Origin of the sequence: Serratia sp. NPDC087055 (assembly GCF_044900985.1) — a bacterium.
Classification (GTDB): domain Bacteria; phylum Pseudomonadota; class Gammaproteobacteria; order Enterobacterales; family Enterobacteriaceae; genus Serratia.
Genome location: NZ_JBJDOG010000003.1, coordinates 159,325 through 178,573 on the forward strand (window position 1 = coordinate 159,325; position 19,249 = coordinate 178,573).

15 protein-coding genes are annotated in these 19,249 nt (G+C 54.5%); 5 read left to right on the plus strand and 10 right to left on the minus strand.

Annotation, left to right across the window (positions count from 1 at the left end; genetic code table 11):
- Positions 1-130 precede the first annotated feature (130 nt).
- Together yqhD and dkgA are read left to right on the plus strand one after the other, a co-directional pair.
- A complete protein-coding gene (gene yqhD / locus ACI2J2_RS16920; protein ID WP_404760486.1) occupies positions 131-1,294 on the plus strand; it encodes an alcohol dehydrogenase in 1,164 nt (387 codons plus the stop codon).
- A 414-nt stretch (positions 1,295-1,708) separates the two neighbouring features.
- Positions 1,709-2,533 (plus strand): 2,5-didehydrogluconate reductase DkgA, encoded by an 825-nt coding sequence (dkgA, locus tag ACI2J2_RS16925; protein WP_209637366.1) that lies wholly within the window; start codon positions 1,709-1,711, stop codon positions 2,531-2,533.
- Between the two features lie 44 nt (positions 2,534-2,577).
- On the opposite strand, the gene ACI2J2_RS16930 is transcribed toward dkgA, so the two are convergent.
- From ACI2J2_RS16930 to ACI2J2_RS16945, 4 genes are all read right to left on the minus strand, one after another.
- The gene (locus tag ACI2J2_RS16930) at positions 2,578-3,981 is read right to left on the minus strand and encodes a GH1 family beta-glucosidase (protein WP_209637364.1); all 1,404 of its coding nucleotides are present in this window, start codon (positions 3,979-3,981) and stop codon (positions 2,578-2,580) included.
- Positions 3,978-4,307, minus strand: coding sequence for a PTS lactose/cellobiose transporter subunit IIA (locus tag ACI2J2_RS16935; protein WP_020828661.1), 330 nt, complete (start codon positions 4,305-4,307; stop codon positions 3,978-3,980). Before ACI2J2_RS16935 ends, ACI2J2_RS16930 begins: the two co-directional genes overlap by 4 nt.
- Positions 4,304-5,623 carry a PTS sugar transporter subunit IIC gene (locus tag ACI2J2_RS16940; protein ID WP_404760487.1) on the minus strand — a complete coding sequence of 440 codons (1,320 nt, stop codon included), beginning with the start codon at positions 5,621-5,623 and terminating at the stop codon, positions 4,304-4,306. Before ACI2J2_RS16940 ends, ACI2J2_RS16935 begins: the two co-directional genes overlap by 4 nt.
- Positions 5,624-5,709: 86 nt before the next feature.
- Positions 5,710-6,021 carry a PTS sugar transporter subunit IIB gene (locus ACI2J2_RS16945; RefSeq protein ID WP_209637361.1) on the minus strand — a complete coding sequence of 104 codons (312 nt, stop codon included), beginning with the start codon at positions 6,019-6,021 and terminating at the stop codon, positions 5,710-5,712.
- Between the two features lie 281 nt (positions 6,022-6,302).
- Between ACI2J2_RS16945 and ACI2J2_RS16950 the strand changes: the two genes are divergently transcribed.
- Positions 6,303-6,908 carry a transglycosylase SLT domain-containing protein gene (locus ACI2J2_RS16950; RefSeq protein WP_209637358.1) on the plus strand — a complete coding sequence of 202 codons (606 nt, stop codon included), beginning with the start codon at positions 6,303-6,305 and terminating at the stop codon, positions 6,906-6,908.
- Between the two features lie 559 nt (positions 6,909-7,467).
- Here ACI2J2_RS16950 and ACI2J2_RS16955 read toward each other — a convergent pair.
- Entirely contained in the window at positions 7,468-9,633 is a 2,166-nt protein-coding gene (locus ACI2J2_RS16955; RefSeq protein WP_404760488.1) for a YgiQ family radical SAM protein, read from the minus strand.
- Positions 9,634-9,815: 182 nt separating this feature from the next.
- Here ACI2J2_RS16955 and ACI2J2_RS16960 point away from each other — a divergent pair, with 182 nt between their 5' ends.
- Positions 9,816-10,685 carry a PfkB family carbohydrate kinase gene (locus ACI2J2_RS16960; protein WP_404760489.1) on the plus strand — a complete coding sequence of 290 codons (870 nt, stop codon included), beginning with the start codon at positions 9,816-9,818 and terminating at the stop codon, positions 10,683-10,685.
- 35 nt (positions 10,686-10,720) lie between these two features.
- Here ACI2J2_RS16960 and ACI2J2_RS16965 read toward each other — a convergent pair whose 3' ends face one another.
- Positions 10,721-11,980: a nucleoside permease gene (locus tag ACI2J2_RS16965; RefSeq protein WP_209637352.1), complete on the minus strand. Its 1,260-nt coding sequence runs from the start codon at positions 11,978-11,980 to the stop codon at positions 10,721-10,723.
- A gap of 80 nt (positions 11,981-12,060) precedes the next feature.
- Positions 12,061-12,882: a xanthosine phosphorylase gene (gene xapA / locus ACI2J2_RS16970; protein WP_404760490.1), complete on the minus strand. Its 822-nt coding sequence runs from the start codon at positions 12,880-12,882 to the stop codon at positions 12,061-12,063.
- A 131-nt stretch (positions 12,883-13,013) separates the two neighbouring features.
- On the opposite strand from xapA, the gene ACI2J2_RS16975 reads away from it, so the two are divergent.
- Positions 13,014-13,952 (plus strand): LysR family transcriptional regulator, encoded by a 939-nt coding sequence (locus ACI2J2_RS16975; RefSeq protein ID WP_404760491.1) that lies wholly within the window; start codon positions 13,014-13,016, stop codon positions 13,950-13,952.
- Here the strand turns inward: ACI2J2_RS16975 and ftsP are convergent.
- From ftsP to parC, 3 genes are all read right to left on the minus strand, one after another.
- A complete protein-coding gene (ftsP, locus tag ACI2J2_RS16980; RefSeq protein ID WP_209637346.1) occupies positions 13,949-15,364 on the minus strand; it encodes a cell division protein FtsP in 1,416 nt (471 codons plus the stop codon). The two genes, ACI2J2_RS16975 and ftsP, sit on opposite strands and share 4 nt — an antisense overlap.
- 257 nt (positions 15,365-15,621) lie before the next feature.
- Positions 15,622-16,356 (minus strand): 1-acylglycerol-3-phosphate O-acyltransferase, encoded by a 735-nt coding sequence (locus tag ACI2J2_RS16985; RefSeq protein WP_209637344.1) that lies wholly within the window; start codon positions 16,354-16,356, stop codon positions 15,622-15,624.
- Between the two features lie 364 nt (positions 16,357-16,720).
- Positions 16,721-18,994, minus strand: coding sequence for a DNA topoisomerase IV subunit A (gene parC / locus ACI2J2_RS16990; protein ID WP_209637342.1), 2,274 nt, complete (start codon positions 18,992-18,994; stop codon positions 16,721-16,723).
- Between the last annotated feature and the right edge of the window lie 255 nt (positions 18,995-19,249).

The window sequence follows — 19,249 nt, forward strand, 5'->3', positions numbered from 1 at the left end:
CTACAACGCTTTGTAGAAATAGGCAAGACTCGGGCAGGAATGTGCATTGTGCTGCGGGGCCAAGTTACTGACAATACCCCTCAGATATTTTGCGCCACCGGCGCTTGTCTTATGCAGAAGAGAAATAACCATGCAAAACTTTATTCTTCATACCCCAACCAAAATTCTGTTCGGCCAAGACCAAATCGCGGGTCTGGCGCAACAAATCCCTGCCGACGCCCGCATTTTGATCACCTACGGTGGTGGCAGCGTGAAAAAAAACGGTGTCTTGGATCAGGTCTATGCCGCGCTGGCGGGCCGCAATGTCCTGGAATTTTCCGGCATTGAGCCTAACCCAACCTACGAAACGCTGATGAAAGCGGTCGAGGTCGTGCGTGCAGAAAACATCGACTTCCTGCTGGCTGTTGGCGGCGGCTCCGTCGTGGACGGCACCAAGTTTATCGCTGCTGCAGCCCGCTACACCGCAGATAACGATGCCTGGCATATCCTGAAAACCGTCGGCAGCGAGATCAAAGACGCAGTGCCTATGGGTTGCGTACTGACATTGCCGGCCACCGGTTCTGAATCCAACAGCGGCGCAGTGATCACCCGTAAAAGCAGTGGTGATAAGCAGCATTTCTTCTCGCCACACGTACAGCCTTTGTTCGCCGTGCTGGATCCGGTCGTGACCTATTCACTGCCACCGAGCCAAATCGCCAACGGTGTGGTCGACGCCTTTGTTCACACCCTCGAGCAGTACCTGACCTATCCGGTTGACGCCAAGGTGCAAGATCGCTTTGCCGAAGGCCTGCTGCTAACCTTGCTGGAAGATGGCCCACGTGCGCTGGCTGAGCCGGAAAACTATGCGGTGCGCGCCAACGTGATGTGGAGCGCCACTATGGCGCTGAACGGTTTGATCGGCGCGGGTGTGCCGCAGGATTGGGCAACCCATATGCTGGGTCATGAACTGACCGCCATGCACGGCCTGGATCATGCCCAAACGCTGGCTATTGTCCTGCCTGCGTTGTTGATCGAGAAAAAAGCACAAAAACGCGAAAAACTGCTGCAGTATGCCGATCGCGTTTGGGGTCTGCGTGACGGTAGCGAAGACAGCCGCATTGACGGCGCTATTGCCGCCACTCGCGCCTTCTTCGAAAAAATGGGCGTGCCGACCCGCATGTCAGATTACCAGCTCGACGGCAGCTCAATCCCAGCGCTGCTCGATAAGCTGCACCAGCACGGTATGACCGCGCTCGGCGAACACCAGGACATTACCCTGGAAGTGAGCCAACGCATTTATGAAGCGGCGCGTTAATCGCAAACTCGCGATTTACTGCTAGGCTTTAGTTTCAACGACCCTCCTGCGCCCGACCGATCACGCTCGCCGGGCGCAGTGCCAAGCACGATTCCGATATCGTTGAAATTTGCTTAGCGAACTCAGCACTACCCCTGTTTGCCAGCTAGAATCTACTGATATAGCCTAAATAATTCGAGTTGCAGGAGGGCGGCAAGAGCGTGCATCCCGATGAGCTTACTCAAATAAGTGATTTGGGATACAAATCTGCCGGGAGCAGATTTGAACGCTGCTTGCAGCGGCCCCTTTAGGGGCGTGGCCCACGGATGGGCCACGTAACCGTTTGCAGCCAACACCGCTGCAGCTTGAAGTATGACGGGTATCGCTGTTCCTGGTGCATGCAGCACCGGGCAATCCGTTGACAAGGAGATACGCATGACAACGCAACAACCCATCATCAAACTCCACGATGGTAATCTGATGCCGCAGTTGGGTCTCGGCGTTTGGCAGGCGAGTATTTCAGAAACCACCAATGCGGTGCTTAAAGCGCTGGAGGTGGGCTATCGCTCGATCGATACCGCTGCGATCTACAAGAACGAGGAAGGGGTCGGCGCTGCGCTGCAAACCTCCTCGATTCCCCGCGATGAACTGTTTGTCACCACCAAACTGTGGAATGACGATCAGGGCGACCCACAGGGCGCACTGGAAACCAGCCTGGAAAAGCTCAAGTTGGACTATGTCGACTTGTATTTGATCCACTGGCCGAAACCCCAGCAAGACCAATACGTGGACGCCTGGCGCGGGCTGATCAAACTGCGCGAACAAGGGCTGGTTAAAAGTATCGGGGTATGTAATTTCCATACCCCGCATCTCCAGCGCCTGCTGGATGAAACCAATGTCGCCCCGGTGATTAACCAGATCGAACTTCACCCACTGCTGCAACAACGCCAATTGCGTGCCTGGAATGCGACGCATCACATCGCTACCGAATCCTGGAGCCCTCTGGCACAGGGTGGTGAAGGGGTATTCGATCAACCCGTCATTAAATACCTGGCAGAAAAATACGAGAAAACACCGGCGCAAATCGTGGTGCGTTGGCATCTGGACAGCGGTCTGATCGTGATCCCGAAATCGGTCACGCCTTCCCGCATTCGTGAAAACTTCGAGGTCTTTGATTTCAAACTGGATAAAGACGAACTGAGCGAAATCGCCAAGCTGGATATCGGCAACCGTCTCGGGCCGGATCCAGACTCACTGTAATCTGACTCGGCCCTCTCCGCCTGAGAGGGCCACTTTATTCCCCGCTACAGCTGCTCACCGTTGGTGGCAATCACCCGCTGATACCAGCCAAAGCTCTGCTTTTTCTTGCGGGCCAGATTGTTGTCGTGATCGACATACACAAAGCCGTACTGTTTCTGATAGCCGTTAAGCCATGAGAGCAAATCGATAAACGACCAAGGGTAGTAGCCGCGTACATCAGCCCCCTGTTCGATCGCCGCACCGATCGCCTGAATATGATCGCGCAGGTAGTCAATCCGTGGTTGATCACGCACTTCTCCCTCGACGATCGGATCTTTGGCGCCCAATCCGTTCTCGGTAATGTAAATGGGGATGTTGCCATAGCGTTTGACGATACGCCCAATAGCATCGGTTAGCCCCTGTGGGTACACTTCCCAGTCCCAATCGGTGTAAACACCGTTCGGATTGCGTACCAGTTTGAACAGCCCTTTGAAACCCAATTCACGCCCGCTGCCCTTTTGGCCACTGGTGTTGATGGCATAGCCGTCCACGTCGTCGTTATGCGCCACCATTTCACGCTTGTAATAATTCAGGCCGATAAAATCTACGATGTTCTCCTTCAGCAGTACCTCATCGCCAGGTGCAAAATAGGGTACGCCAAAGGCCTGCTGCGCCATCGCCAAGAGCTCAGCCGGGTATTCCCCTTTTAGCACCGGATCGTACAACCAATGCGTGAAGATCCCTTCAGCGATCTCGCAAGCGCGTCGATCCTCCGGTGAATCGCTGATCGGATCGTTCGGTTGCAACACGTTGACGAAGCCGATCTGCCCCTTGATCTGCATTTCCCGGAAGCTTTTCACCGCACGGGCATTCGCCAAAAACACATGGTGGCAGGCCTGAATACCCTTCTTAGGATCGGTTAACTTGGGCGGATGCGCCCCGGTGATATAGCCCATACCGATAAACACGATGGTTTCATTAAAAGTGGACCAAAGCTCAACCCGATCGCCAAAACGTGCATAGCACAGACGCGCATATTCATCGAAAGCATCGACGATCTCTCGCGATTCCCAACCGCCAAAAGATTCTTGTAGCGCTTGCGGCAGATCCCAGTGGTACAGGGTGATCATCGGCTTGATATTGTGCTTAAGCAATTCGTCGATCAAGTCGCTGTAGAATTGGATCCCTGCTTCGTTCACTTCTCCCCGGCCCTGCGGCAACAGCCGTGGCCAGGAGATCGAAAATCGGTAGGTCTGCATACCCAATTCGGCCATTAGCGCCACATCTTCGCGGAAGCGATGGTAGTGATCGACCGCGACATCGCCGTTGGTACCCTGATAAGTGGTGCCGGGCAGATGGGAGAAGAGATCCCAGTTGGACAGGCCTTTACCGTCAGCATCAAAACCGCCCTCAACTTGGTATGATGCCGTCGCGGCCCCCCAGAGAAAATCCTTCGGAAATACGCTCATTGGTTTTTCACCCCGTTCTGTTCCAGTAATCGGTAAATTCTCACCAGCTCCTCCACCAGATCGCGCGCTAGCATGGCGTTCATGATGTGATCCTGTGCATGCACCATAATCAGGTTGACCGGTAACTTGCCTTCCCCCTCGTCAAATCCAATCAATTCAGTTTGAGTGGCATGGGCACGCTTGGCTGCCAACTGCGATTCCGCCAGCAAAATGTCTACCTGATCCCACTGGTATTTACGCGCAGCGTACAGCGCCTGCATGGCGCAGCTGCGCGCCTCACCGGCGTTGATGATCAACTCCATGACTGCCGTTTCCATATCCATCATTCTGTGACTCCTTGCGTCTGTTCTATCTGATCCGCTTCGCTCACTTCCTGGTCCAACAGCTGTTGCTCATAGACCTTGAAGAACGGGTAATAAATCAGTGCTGATACCGCAGCCAACAGCAGCACCAACAGCGCCGCGCGGAAATCCCAACCGGTGGCCCAGGCCGCACCAATCGGGGCGGGTGCCGTCCAGGGTACTACCGAGATCACTCTGCCGATCAGATCCAGTTTCACCGCCACATAGGCGATGATCGAATTGACGATCGGCGCGGTGATAAATGGGATAAAGAAGGTGGGATTCATGACGATCGGTGTGCCGAAGATCACCGGTTCATTGATGTTGAAGCAACTGGGCACCAGACTCAGCTTGCCGATCGAACGCAGATGCGCCGACCGGCTGCGCAGATAAAGCAGCACCAGTCCGAAGGTGGCGCCAGATCCGCCGATAACGATAAAGAAGGTCCAGAAGGCTTCCATAAAAATGTGTGGCATCGGCTGGCTGGCGGCCAACGCGTCCTGGTTGATACCCAGGTTGGTGAGCCAGAACGCCTGCAGCATGCCAGAGACGATCACCGCACCATGTATGCCGGCAAACCACAGCAAGTGGCCGATCAGCACAGCCAGCAGGATCGCCGGCAATGAGTCGGCGGCGGAAATCAGTGGCTGGAACAACGCCATGATCGCCTGCGGCAACAACAGGTTGAATTGGTGCTGCACCAGCAAACTAAGTGGATACAGCGTGATCACCACCGCCAGGATCGGAATCAGCAGATCGAACGATTGCTTGATCTTGGCTGGCACCTGTTCCGGCAGTGAGATACCGATGTTTCGCACCTTGAGAAAACGGATCAACTCAGTGGTATAGATCGCCACCAGAATGGCGGTGAAGATCCCCACGCCGCCCAAGGCCGCCGTCGGTAACATCTTCTCGGTTTGCGGCGCGGCGACCAATAAAAACGACATCAGGGCCAGCATCGCCGCCATAAAGGGATCGAGTTTATAACTTTGCGCTAAATTGTAAGCAATCGCAGCCGTTATATAGATGGACATGATCCCCATCGTCATATTAAACGGGGTAAGAATGGCAACCTGATGTTTTTCTGCCGTACCCAACCACCATTGGGCTATTCCCCAACTGCTGTCAGCAGAAAAAGGCGGATACGCGAAAACCAGTAAAAATGAGCCGACGATCATAAACGGCATGGCGGAAATAAAACCGTCGCGGATCGCCATAATATGTCGTTGAGTCGATAATCTACCGGCAATCGGGCTGATGCGGTTTTCAATAAAATTGAATGCGGCCTGGCTGATACTCATGGTTCAACCCTCGGGACGTTCTGAGTCAATGGTCACAGGGCGAGAAAGCCTACGGCAGCGCGCTGCGGCAGGCGGCCCCGGTAGGATTAGCGTGGTTCAATCATCGCCAACGCTTCGGCAAGGATTTTATCGCCACGCATCATGCCGTAATCCATGCTGTTTATAACCGCAATGGGTTTATTTTCCCTGTCGGCGATCTTTTTAAAGTCGGCCAATTTATATTTAATCTGCGGACCAAGCAGGCAGCACTGGTAATTTTCCAATGTTGCTTCAAATTCATCTATACCGACGGCGATAATATCAACCTCAATACCCTGCTGTTCGGCAGACTTTTTCATTTTATTCACCACCATGCTGGTCGACATCCCGGCTGCGCAGCATAAGAATATTTTTTTCATCCGTTCTCCTGGGGTCAATAGGTGCAAATGATTCAGTTGAGGAATGAGTATGGTTTCAAAAATGAAAAAACAGCAACCGGTTTCAGTAACCGGTTACAGTGTTTGAACAGGTTCTGTGAAGGAGATCCAAAATTGCTGCCGATACCTCATTCATCCTGTCGAAAGCGCCCGATCCCCCTGTTTTTTACTAAAGATCTTTCCGGCAGCTGACGTTATGATGGCGGCACCCGGCCCCGTCCGCCGGCCCAATACCGTTAAAAATAGATAACGCACGGAGCACAATGAAATCTTCCCTATCACAGTGGTCACGCCTGAGCATACTTTGCGTCATGCTGATCCTGGCCGGTTGTTCCAGCAAAAAGCCACGTACCAGCTACGATGCTCATGCTTTTGATGATGCGATCGAAGATGCTGCGGATAAATACAACGTCGATAAGAAGCTGATCACGGCAATGATCAAAGTAGAATCCAGCTTTAACCCAGCCGCAATCAGCCGATCCAATGCTATCGGTTTAATGCAGTTGAAAGCAGATACCGCGGGGTGCGATGCCTATCGCTACAAAGGTAAACGCGGTTGCCCGGACGACGACGATTTGCTGGATCCTGATACCAACATCGATCTTGGAGCAGCCTATCTGGCCGTCTTGCAAAAACAGCAGCTTAAAGGCATCAACAATCCCGTCACCCTGCGTTATGCCACCATTATCGCCTACGTCAACGGCACGGGCGCACTGTTACGGACGTTCTCCAGTAACCGTCAGCAAGCCATTTCGATGATTAATAATCTGTCACCAGAAGCCTTTAACTGGCATGTGCGTAAGTATCATCCAGCCCCGCAGGCACCGCGCCATTTGATGAAAGTGGAAGCCGCCTACGATCAATTGTGATTTTCAGACGTAAAGAGAAAACCTTGGGGTGAATGCCAATCGGTTAAGGTGTTTTTAGCAAGTTCAGCGTTCTTTTCGGTCGATAAACGCGCAAAGCACCATGAGGATCTTGCGCCTCGACCGAGCAAGGGGCCGTAAGCGCGGCCCCTTGCAAACCGCGCTCTTCCCCGCTCAGACGGTTGGCTACGCCAACGGCTCTCACTTCATCACGCCGCATCACGGCTGGCTATGACAGGCGTCCATGGCGGTTTCGCCTATGCGTTGTGCTTGCGTTCGACGTCTTCAGGGCGCCCAACCGCGTGCTCATCTCATCATTTCCACTGTATTTCATCGCGCAACGTCAAACTGAGGCACAGGATGCTCAGTGGCTACCAATGTGGGTGGGGTAAAGGGGCCACGCCTTCGGCCCCTCCAATTGCCGTTCATTGTGGCTACAGAGAAATAGAGGGTATTTACGGCAATTCTACCTGCACTGAACCAACAGGAACCGAATAAAAAAATGCCGACCAGCTTTAACTGATCGGCATTAAACCCAGGGACGGAAGCCAATACCTACCCGTTACGGCTTACCATTACGGATAGGCTTACGCGGTGGCTTATTGGTCGGCGTACGCTGACAGGTAATATCAGTATGCTTGGTCAGCGCCGGACGAGTATGGCGTTGCAGACGCTTCGCTTCACGCTGTTCGTCGATGGTCGGTGCCGGCACCAGGCACTCGCGACGGCTGCCGATCAGGTGCTTCATGCCCATCTCTTCCAGCGCGGTGCGGATCATCGCCCAGTTGGCTGGATCGTGATAACGCAACAACGCTTTGTGCAAGCGACGCTGACGATCGCCCTTAGGTATCACGACGTCTTCACTCTTATAACCCACGCGGCTCAATGGGTTTTTGCCGCTGTAATACATGGTGGTGGAGTTAGCCATCGGTGACGGATAGAAGTTCTGCACCTGATCAAGGCGGAAACGGTTTTTCTTCAGCCACAGCGCCAAATTCACCATGTCCTCATCACGGGTGCCCGGATGTGAGGAGATGAAATACGGGATCAGGTACTGTTCTTTGCCTGCCAGCTTAGAATAATGGTCAAACAGCTGTTTAAACCGATCGTAGCTGCCCATGCCCGGCTTCATCATTTTCGACAGCGGGCCTTCCTCGGTGTGTTCCGGGGCAATCTTCAGGTACCCCCCCACGTGGTGGGTCGCCAGCTCTTTGATATAACGTGGGTCTTCCACAGCCAGGTCATAACGTACGCCAGAGGCAATCAAGATCTTCTTGATGCCCTCCAGTGAGCGTGCACGGCGGTACAGCTTGATGGTTGGCTCGTGATTGGTGTCCATGTAGGTACAAATCTCTGGATACACACACGAGGCGCGGCGGCAGGTCTGCTCAGCGCGCGGATTGGTGCAGCGCAGCATGTACATGTTTGCCGTCGGACCACCCAAATCGGAGATTACGCCAGTAAAGCCCGGCACTTTGTCACGAATTTCTTCGATTTCACGAATAATGGAGTCTTCTGAACGGCTCTGGATGATGCGCCCTTCATGTTCGGTGATCGAACAGAATGAACAACCGCCGTAGCAGCCACGCATGATATTTACCGAGAAGCGGATCATGTCATAGGCTGGAATGGTTTCCTTGCCATAGGACGGATGCGGAATACGCTGGTACGGCAGGGCAAATACGCTGTCCATTTCCGGCGTAGTCAACGGGATCGCCGGTGGGTTAATCCACACGTAGCGATCGCCATGTGACTGCATCAGTGCACGCGCACAGCCCGGGTTGGTTTCGTGATGCAGAATACGCGAAGTGTGCGCATACAGCACCTTGTCGGCCTTCACTTTTTCAAAGGACGGCAGCAACACATAGGTTTTTTCCCACGGCTTGGGTTTGGCTGCGCGTACGGTCACCGGCTTGGCTTCCGGCTCCGGCTTGCCACCGTCTGCGCACGGCAGATCGTCACCGTAAGGATTTGGAATTGGCTCAATGCGGCCCGGCTTGTCCAAACGGGTAGAGTCCACACCGGTCCAACCCGGCAACGCACCTTTGCGCATCACCGCCGTATTGCGGATATCGTGGATCTCGCTGATTTTCTCGCCCGCAGCCAGACGGTGTGCCACTTCCACTAACGGGCGCTCGCCGTTACCGTAAATCAGCATGTCAGCTTTAGAGTCAACCAGCACCGAACGACGCACGGTATCCGACCAGTAATCGTAGTGAGCGATGCGACGCAGGCTGGCTTCGATGCCGCCCAGCACGATCGGCACGTCTTTATAAGCTTCTTTGCAGCGTTGACTGTAAACCAGCGTCGCACGATCCGGGCGTTTACCGCCCACGTTGCCGGCGGTATAGGCATCATCGTGGCGCAGTTTACGGTCGGCGGTATAACGGTTGATCATCGAATCCATGTTACCGGCAGTGATGCCGAAGAACAGGTTCGGTTTACCCAGGCGCATAAAGTCTTCTTTATTGCTCCAGTCCGGCTGGGCAATGATGCCAACGCGGAAGCCCTGCGCTTCCAGCATGCGGCCGATGATTGCCATACCAAAGCTTGGGTGATCGACATAAGCATCACCGCTGATAATGATCACGTCACAGCTATCCCAGCCCAGTTGATCCATCTCTTCGCGCGACATGGGTAAAAATGGCGCAGTGCCATAACATTCGGCCCAATAAGGCTTATAGGAAAATAATTCACGATCGGGTTGGATTAGGCTGGTGGTGCTCATTCTCGTGCTCTTTTACAGGTTAATTAATCGCCGGGCGGCGATTATACGCACTAGTAGCAAAAAGAGCATGGTTATTTCACACATTAGTCACATCACAACGGGCTTGCCTCTCGACTCTGCACGCCTGCGCCGTCATCATAGCGCATTCTGTTCGGCCCACCGGTCGGCAGCGGAGGACATGAATGAATGAGTTTTTAGCAGTAAAGCCGGTCCTGGTTCTGGGCAGTGCGATCGGTGAAGTGACGCTCACGCAGGAACGGAAGATTGGCGGCAGTGCGTTTAACATTGCGCGAGCACTGGTGCATTTGCAGGTGCCGGTGATCAACGGCATGCCAGTCGGCAACGGTGACTGGGGGGCCGCGATTGAAGCAGAAATGGAGCAGATGGGCCTGCCGGTGCTGCTGCGCCACGGCCAAATGGACAATGGCCAGTGCCTGATACAGGCGTCGTCCAACGGAGAGTCGGTTCTTGTTATCGAGCCCGGCTGCGAAACCCAGTGGAATAAAGCCCAGCTGTCCACCCTCCCGTTGACTGAAGACACCCTGATCTACATCAGCGGTGAGCAATTGGTTGGGGACAACGGTGAAGCATTGCGCGATTGGCTGACGCGCCTCCCCTTCGACCAGCGCCGTCTTATCGTTCCGGGTTCCTATGTCGGCCAACTCGATGAAGATTTCTTCGCCATGCTCAGCGACAGCGACAGCCTGCTGATGTTGAACCGTAGCGAAACGACCACATTGTGCGGTACAGGTGATGTACTTGCCGCTGCCCGAGGGTTCGCCAGCGCTCATAACCTGACGCTGATTTGCCAATTGGACCGCGATGGTATCTGGCTTTGTGATGGCGACGCCCAAGCGCTGCAAATTGCCGGCGGTTCGGTTGAAGACGCCAGCCCAAGCGACGCTCGCTGCGTCGGTCTGTTGGCTGGGCTGTCGGCCGGTTGGTCCGTGCCACAGGCCGTCGATCTGGCCAACCGTGTCGCTGCTGAATGGGGAGCAAATCCGGGCTCTGTCGAGGTACCGAGCAGGCAACAATGCTTTCCTCACGTTTGAATCAAAATGGGCGCATCCAGGCGCCCGTTTCATTTTTAATGTGCCCGTTGTACTGGCCCCGCATGCTCCTCGGGCCGATGCTGATAATTAAAGGTCAGCGCAAAAACGATGCCCAAGACCAACGTATACAACGCGAAGATCAACCAGATACTCTGCCAATCTTTTATGCCGTTGCTAGTGAAGTAATCCACGACTTCGCCGCTGGCAATCGCCCCCACATAAGCCCCGATCCCGTTAACCATGGTCATAAACAGCCCCTGAGCACTGGCGCGGATACGATGGTCCGCCTCTTTCTCAACAAAAATAGCCCCCGAAATATTAAAGAAATCAAAGGCACAGCCGTACACGATCATCGACAGCAGCAGTAAGACAAAACCGAAACCGGCTGGGGTGCCATACGCCAAAAACAAGAAGCGCAGCGTCCAGGCCGCCATACTGATCAGCATCACCTGTTTAATGCCGTATCGGCGCAGGAAGAACGGGATCGTGAGGATAAAGAACACCTCGGAGATTTGTGACAACGACAACAGCACCGCCGGGTATCTGACGCTTATGCTGTCTTGATACAGCGGATTGCTCGCAAAATCGTGCAGGAAGGGATTACCGAAGGTGTTAGTCACCTGCAGCGCAGCGCCCAGCAGCATGGCAAACAGGAAAAATAACGCCATGCGTCGCTGACGGAATAGCACCAGGGCGTCCAGCCCCAACACGCTGAGCACACTTTTTGATGTTTCCACCCTGCTGGTCGGACAGTTCGGTAACGTCAGCGAATAGAAAGCCAACAGTAGCGATACCCCAGAGGCCAAATACAGTTGCATATTGCTGAGTTCAATCTTGCTAAAACCGACCAACCACATCGCGACAATAAAACCGACGGTGCCATAGACCCGTACCGGCGGAAAATCTTTCACCGTGTCGTAACCCTGTTTCTCCAGACAGAAGTAGGAGATGGCATTGGAAAGCGAAATCGTGGGCATATACACCATGGCATTGAACAGCATGACCCAGAACATCACCATGGGCTGATCAACCTGCGCCGCGCAGTAAAGTGCTCCTGCACCGAGCAAATGGCACAACGCATACAGGTAGTTGGCTTTGATCCAACGATCGGCCAGGATGCCCGCCAATCCTGGCATAATCAGCGCTGCGATCCCCTTCGCGCTGTAAACCATGCCCACCTGCAGCCCACTGAAATGCAGGGTGTTAATCATGTAAGATCCCAGCGTGACCAGCCAGGCTCCCCAAATAAAGAACTGCAGAAAAACCATCACCTTCAGTCGCGTTTTTATAGCCATCACCATCACCTTATTATTTTGATTAAAACGATGATTTGCACGGCAAGGCCCCTGTGCCCTGCCGCGAAGGGACTAGAGCATTACAGCGTTTTGAAGAACTCACGGATCAGGCGCATAAAATCCTCTGCCGCCAGTGCAGCGCAGCTCAGGGTTTGCTCATGAGACAACGGCGTATCGGACAACCCTTCGGCGTAGTTGGTCATCGCGGACACTACCAACACCTTCAGCCCGCAATGGCGTGCAGAAAGCACTTCCGGCACGATAGACATACCCACCACATCACACCCCAGCGTTTGCATCATGCGGATTTCCGCTGGGGTTTCGAAGTTAGGCCCGGTGTAAGCGGCAAAGACCCCTTCTGCCAGCGGGATACCCACGCGTGCAGCCACCTGAGCCAGTTGGCTGCGCAGTTCGGGATCGTAAGCGTTCGCCAGGCTAAAGAAGCGCGGGCCGAAACGCTCATCGTTGTCACCGACCAATGGCGATTCAGGCATGAAGTTGATGTGATCGGTAAGCGCCACCAGGCTGCCCGGCGGTACCGATTGACGCAACGAACCGGCGGCGTTGGTCGCCAGCAAGAATTCGCAACCGAGCAATTTGAAAGTGCGCACGGCAGTGGTCATGACCTGCATGCCGCGGCCTTCGTAGTAGTGTCCGCGCCCTTTCATGCACAAGACTGGTACGCCCTCCAGCCAACCGGCAACCAGTTGCCCAGCATGGCCCACTACACTGCTTACCGGGAACCCCGGCAGCTCAGCGTAGTCGATGGTCACCGTGTCGGTCATGACCTCTGCCAACGCACCCAGCCCCGAGCCCAGTATCAGCGCCGCTCGCGGTTGGAAACCCGGCAAGCGGGTGCGGATTACATCAGCACAGGAAAAAGCATCTTCTTGATTAAACATTGTATTCTCTTCTGTGAGGGGGGAAGTCACCCCATAGTAGAGAGCGATGTCCAACGGCGACCAATACATTATTGGCAGCCTATTTATTCCATTTACCTATAAATTGTCAGTCTCAGGAGGCCATCATCAGCATGAAGCAGCCCCAGCAAATGCCCGATCCGAGCCGGATTAATTTCCGCCTGCTGCACTATTTCCGCGTCGTGGCAGAGGAGATGAACTTCACTCAGGCGGCACTCCGGCTAAATATTTCGCAGCCGCCGCTTAGCAAACACATCAAAGATCTGGAGAGCCAGCTGGGCGTCGCATTATTCAAACGCACCACACGCTCAATGGCGCTGACACTGGCTGGCCGAACGCTGTTTCGCAACGTGGAAATGTTGTTGGATCAAGCCGGGCATGCGCTGAATCAGGTTCAGCAATTGGGCCGCGGTGAGGCGGGCCACATGGTCGTTGGCATGGTCGGTACCTCGATATGGGGTGGATTGATACCAGCACTCAAGCGCTTTGCCGGGCAAACGGCCAATATCACCTGGGCTTTAAACGAACTGACGCCCAGCCAACAGATCACGGCACTGCAAAAGCGTCATATCGATATTGGCGTCTGGCGGGAAGCCAGAGAACAAGTATTACCGGGGTTGGCGAGTCAATTACTGGCGCGGGAGAATATTGCGGTGGTGCTGCCACTGGAACACCCACTGGCGCACGCAGAAAGCCTCCCGCTCTCGGCGCTGAGGCATGAAAAGTTCATGGTATTGCCGCCACACGAGGCCAGCCTGGGCTTGTACCTGCATAACCTCTGCCTGCAGCAAGGGTTTAAACCCGATATCGCCTATCAGGTCAACGAACCGCAAACCCTGATGGCGCTAGTGGCCGAAGGTTACGGCATCACACTGCTGCCGGACAGCTATGGGCGCATTCCGTGGCCTGGCGTGCGTTTTTGCCCGCTACAGCAGGCGCCATCGGCAGATTTGTATGCCATTTATCATGCAGACAGCGCAACGCCGGTCGTACAGGCATTTCTGGACATGCTGCGTGCGGGTACGCAAGAGGAGTCCACACAACATGCTTAAAGTGCCGGCTGCACCATAAACTGACCTGCGCTACCGCGATCCGCCATTTCAAGCGTCTGGCTGTAGAAAAGGAACGGGAAGTGCTCCGAAGTGGACTGATTGAAATACACCAGCAGCTCGACGTCGCCATCGACCCATACCGTGTCCTTCCAGCCGCGATCTTCTGCCATCGGCTGCGCGCCGTTGACGCGTTTCACCAGGAACTGTACGCCCTGAATATGGAACGCCTGCGGCGTATCCGCATGGATATTCCAGCGTTCCCAGCTGCCTTGTTGCGTTTGAACATCAATGCGGTTCATGTCCCAGATCGCCCCGTTGATCCCAGCCTGGCTGTCGCCCAAACGGAATTCGCGGGTACGGCTGACGCTACCATCCAGCAGTTGATCCGCCAGCAGGCGCATTGGCAAATTATCGGTCACCAGTGGCAATAGCCCTGTCGGTTTCAACGTCAACACCTGGGTTGAAACCAGAATACTCGACGGCTCAAACAGCCCGCGCAGACGATCCATAATACCCGCTGCTTCACCGGCGGTGATTGTCACTTCATCGCCTTTAGACATGTCGATAAGCACTTCACGGCGCTCACCGGGTGCCAACGAAAGCTGTTGTACCGCAACCGGCGCAGGCAGGAAACCCTGATCGCTGGCGATAACGTTAAGTGGCCGGCCATCACTCAATTGCAGCATGTAGCGACGCGAATTGGAGGCATTGAGCAGACGCAAACGCACCCAACCACGTGATACTTCAACGTACGGGTTTTGCACACCGTTAACCAACAGCGTATCGCCAACAAAACCGCCCTGTGACGGCGGATCGTATTCCGGCGTACCGAAGTTATCTAATCGCTTGTCTTGAATAATCAGCGGGAAATCATCAACACCATAATGATTTGGCAGCGGCAGCGCCTTGCTGACTTCATCTTCAATCAGCCACAGCCCTGCCAAACCGTTGTAGACGTGAGGTGCCATACGGTTAGGCGTGCTGGCGTGATACCAGCAGGTGGTTGCGTTCTGGCGGATAGGCAGCACAGGTGACCAGTCAACGTTAGGCGACATCATGCGGGGGGCGCCGCCCACCAGCGTCCCCGGTACCTGCAGACCGCTGATGGTCATCGCCACCGGCTCTGGCAGACGGTTGCTGTAGATCAGCTTTACGTCATCACCGTTATAAACCCGCACTGTCGGCCCAAGATACATGCCGTTAATCCCCCACACCGAGGCTTTACGGTTATCCATAAATGCCCAATGGGCACGCTGCAGCGTTAAAAACAGCGGCTGTCCACGACGGGATTCAAGCAGGGGGGGAATAGGTAACGGGGTCTGCATTCCGCTCGCCTCAGCCCTCAGCGGCACGGATCCTGCGCACAGCGCCAAGCCCGATGCCTGAATAAACTGACGTCGACTGAGTGACATATTTTCTCCATGAAAAACAATAACTACACCCAAAATACTCGGCGTTCCATCAAGGCAGTAAGAGCGAGAATCCCCAAGAGCCTACGCAAGTCAGTGGCTGAGGTAAGCGCGCGTCGCCAACACAGATGCAACGTTTACTATAACGGGTATAAACCGTGTGCAAAGACCGGGCCCCTGACCATCAGATTAGCAGGAGCCCGGGCGTTAACGGCATTTGACGCCGTTTAAAAGTTCATTCTTTGAAGCCGGTAGGAATATTATTTTCCGGCTGCGTTGCGCTGGGCCACTTCTGCATCCAGCTCGGCAATTTTCGCCAGCATCAGCGCATGGCAATGGGCCGCCAACTCACGCACATTTTCTTTACTGTAATGACTAATATCGACCGGTTCTAACATTTCGACGATCGCATGGCCATTATTCCAACGGTTAAGATTAATTTTACCGCTGGTCGTGGAAACGCAAATCGGCACAATTGGCACCCCAGCGGCAATCGCCGCGTGGAATGCGCCCGTTTTAAACGGCATCAGCCCGCGCCCGCGGCTACGGGTGCCCTCTGGAAACATCCAGATCGAAATATCGCGTTTTTTAAACTGTTCGGCTACCTGTGCAATGGTGCCATGTGCTTTGGCACGATTATCACGGTCAATCAGCAAGTTACCCGTCAGCCAATACAATGGGCCGAAGAAAGGAACCCACAGCAGGCTTTTTTTACCCACGGTCACGGTGCGCGGCTGCACCGCCTTGGCGGCCGTCACCATGTCGTAGTTATTCTGGTGGTTGGCGATGTAAATGCAGTTGCCGTTTTTGGCCGCATCGGCCGGCACGCGAACTTCCACCTTCAAACCGAATAACCCGGACAGGCGGCCAAACAGGTGACCGAAGGTCGCCACATGGCGGGGATCACGCGGGCTGAACAAACAATAAATAGAACCGAAGATGCACACCAAAATACAATACAGAGTGGCAAGAATGGCACGCAAAATTAATAACATAACAACCTCATTAGCACACTGCCGACGCAGCCTGATGCGCTGCGTAGATCCCTTTTTCCCTTCATACTTGAAGCTGCATCTGTGTTGGCTGCGTCCGCGCACCCCAGTCACTTAGTTTACTAAGCTCCCAGGGATTTACGGCCTTGCCGCCTTGATGCAACTTCAATTATTTTGGGTAAACTCATTCTTTGATTGCAGGGGCTGAAAACCTGCCCTGCATTTTTTTGCTATTTTCCCGCCAGCCGGCGATACGCACAATAATTTTATGCAGAGAAATGTTAACTATTTGAAAATAATTGCCGATGGTGGGAAATCAAGCGGGCGCAGCATGCTGCGCCCGCTTTGTTATCCTGCTGCAGTGAGCTTACTCTTCGCTGTCACCTGTAGGGGCGCGCGCCGGTGCGTCAATCTCTACGCGATCGATTCGCTGCAGCCCGCGTGGCAGTGAGGTACCTTTACGGCCGCGCTCCGCACGGAATTTCTGCAAATCTTCCGGACGCAACGTCAGCTTACGTTTGCCCACATGCAGAGTCACAGAGGTTTGCGGCGGCAGCACGAACAACCACGCTAACTTGTCTTCACCCGATGCGGCCTGCGCTGATGGGATAGAGACAATCTTGTTGCCCTTGCCCTTCGACAACTGCGGCAGATCTGCAACCGGGAACAATAACATGCGCCCTGCCGCGGTGATCGACAACAGCATGTCGTCGTTACCGTGAATCTCCATCGGTGCCAGCGCCTTGGCGTTATCCGGCAGGGTAATCATCGCTTTGCCGGCACGGTTACGCGCCACCAAATCGTTGAAGGTACAGACGAAGCCATAGCCGGCATCGGACGCCATCAGCAGCTTCTGATCGTCTGCCGCCATCAGCACTTGCTCAATGGTCGCACCCGGCGGTGGCGTCAGCTTACCGGTCAATGGCTCGCCCTGACCACGTGCCGAAGGCAACGTCAGCGGATCAAGCGCGTAACTGCGGCCTGTGGAGTCGATAAACACGACCGGCTGGTTGGTCTTGCCGCGGGCCGCACTGCGGTAGCTGTCACCGGCCTTGTAGCTCAGACCACTTGGATCGATATCATGGCCCTTGGCACTACGCACCCAGCCCATTTCAGACAGCACGATGGTCACCGGCTCAGACGGCACGAAGTCATGCTCGCTCATCGCCTTGGCTTCTGCACGCTCGGTAATCGGCGAACGACGATCGTCGCCATAAGCCTGCGCATCTGCCTGGATCTCTTTTTTGATCAGAGTATTCAGCTTGCGCTCGGAGGCCAGTAACGCCTGCAGTTGATCGCGCTCTTTCGCTAACTCATCCTGCTCACCACGGATCTTGAACTCTTCCAACTTCGCCAAGTGACGCAGTTTCAGTTCAAGAATGGCTTCTGCCTGCGTATCAGAAATGCCAAAACGCTGCATCAGCACCGGCTTGGGTTCGTCCTCACTGCGGATGATGTGGATCACTTCATCGATATTGAGGAACGCCACCAGCAAACCTTCCAGGATATGCAGGCGTTTCAGGACTTTTTCCAGACGGTAGTTCAAGCGGCGGCGCACTGTGTCACGGCGGAATGCCAGCCATTCGGTCAGGATTTCCACCAGCCCTTTAACTTGCGGTCGGTTGTCCAGGCCGATCATATTCATGTTGATTCGGTAGCTTCGCTCCAGATCGGTCGTGGCAAACAGGTGATTCATCACCTGCTCCAGATCGATACGGTTGGAGCGCGGCACAATCACCAACCGCGTTGGGTTTTCATGATCGGATTCGTCACGCAGGTCTTCAACCATTGGCAGCTTTTTGGCGCGCATTTGGCTGGCGATCTGTTCCAATACCTTGGCACCGGAAACCTGGTGCGGCAACGCGGTGATCACCGCACTGCCGTCTTCTTTCTTCCAAACGGCGCGCATGCGAACTGAACCGCGGCCATTTTGATAAATTTTGCGGATTTCGTCGCGCGGCGTAATGATCTCGGCTTCCGTTGGGAAGTCCGGCCCCTGTACGAACTCGAGCAAGTCTTCAAGCGAAGCACCCGGCTTGTCGATCAATGCCACCGCGGCGGCGGCCACTTCACGCACGTTATGCGGTGGAATATCGGTCGCCATACCGACGGCAATGCCGGTAGTGCCGTTCAGCAGAATGTTGGGCAGGCGAGCCGGTAACATCTTCGGCTCCTGCATGGTGCCGTCAAAGTTCGGTACCCAGTCAACGGTACCTTGACCCAATTCGGCCAACAACACTTCCGCATACTTGGACAGGCGGGATTCGGTATAACGCATCGCGGCGAAGGATTTCGGGTCATCCGGTGCACCCCAGTTCCCTTGGCCGTCGACCAGCGGATAGCGATAAGAGAACGGCTGGGCCATCAATACCATCGCCTCATAACAGGCGCTGTCGCCATGCGGATGGTATTTACCCAGCACGTCCCCCACGGTACGGGCAGACTTTTTGAATTTGGCGCTGTTATTCAGCCCCAGCTCAGACATGGCGTAGATGATGCGGCGTTGTACCGGCTTCAAACCGTCACCAATGTACGGCAACGCCCGATCCATGATGACGTACATGGAATAGTTCAGATAGGCGTTTTCAGTAAACGTGTGCAGCGGTAAACGCTCTACACCGTCATGAGTCAGATCACTCATTACTCAATTATCCTCAGACCGTGGCTTGGCAATCCCTGGACGACAAAGGGTTGATTCTGTCCGCGATAGTAACTCATCAGCGGGGTGGCTGTCACAGATGGCGCAGCAATCGTCCGGTAAAGCCCGCTCATCCGCTCGTTTTATTCGAAATCCCGTCATTTGACGCGCATTTGTTGACTCAGAGTCAACACTGTTGTGCGCTGGATCCCATTTTTACTTACACGGCTAACAATTACACTCCCTATCAGCGAAAAG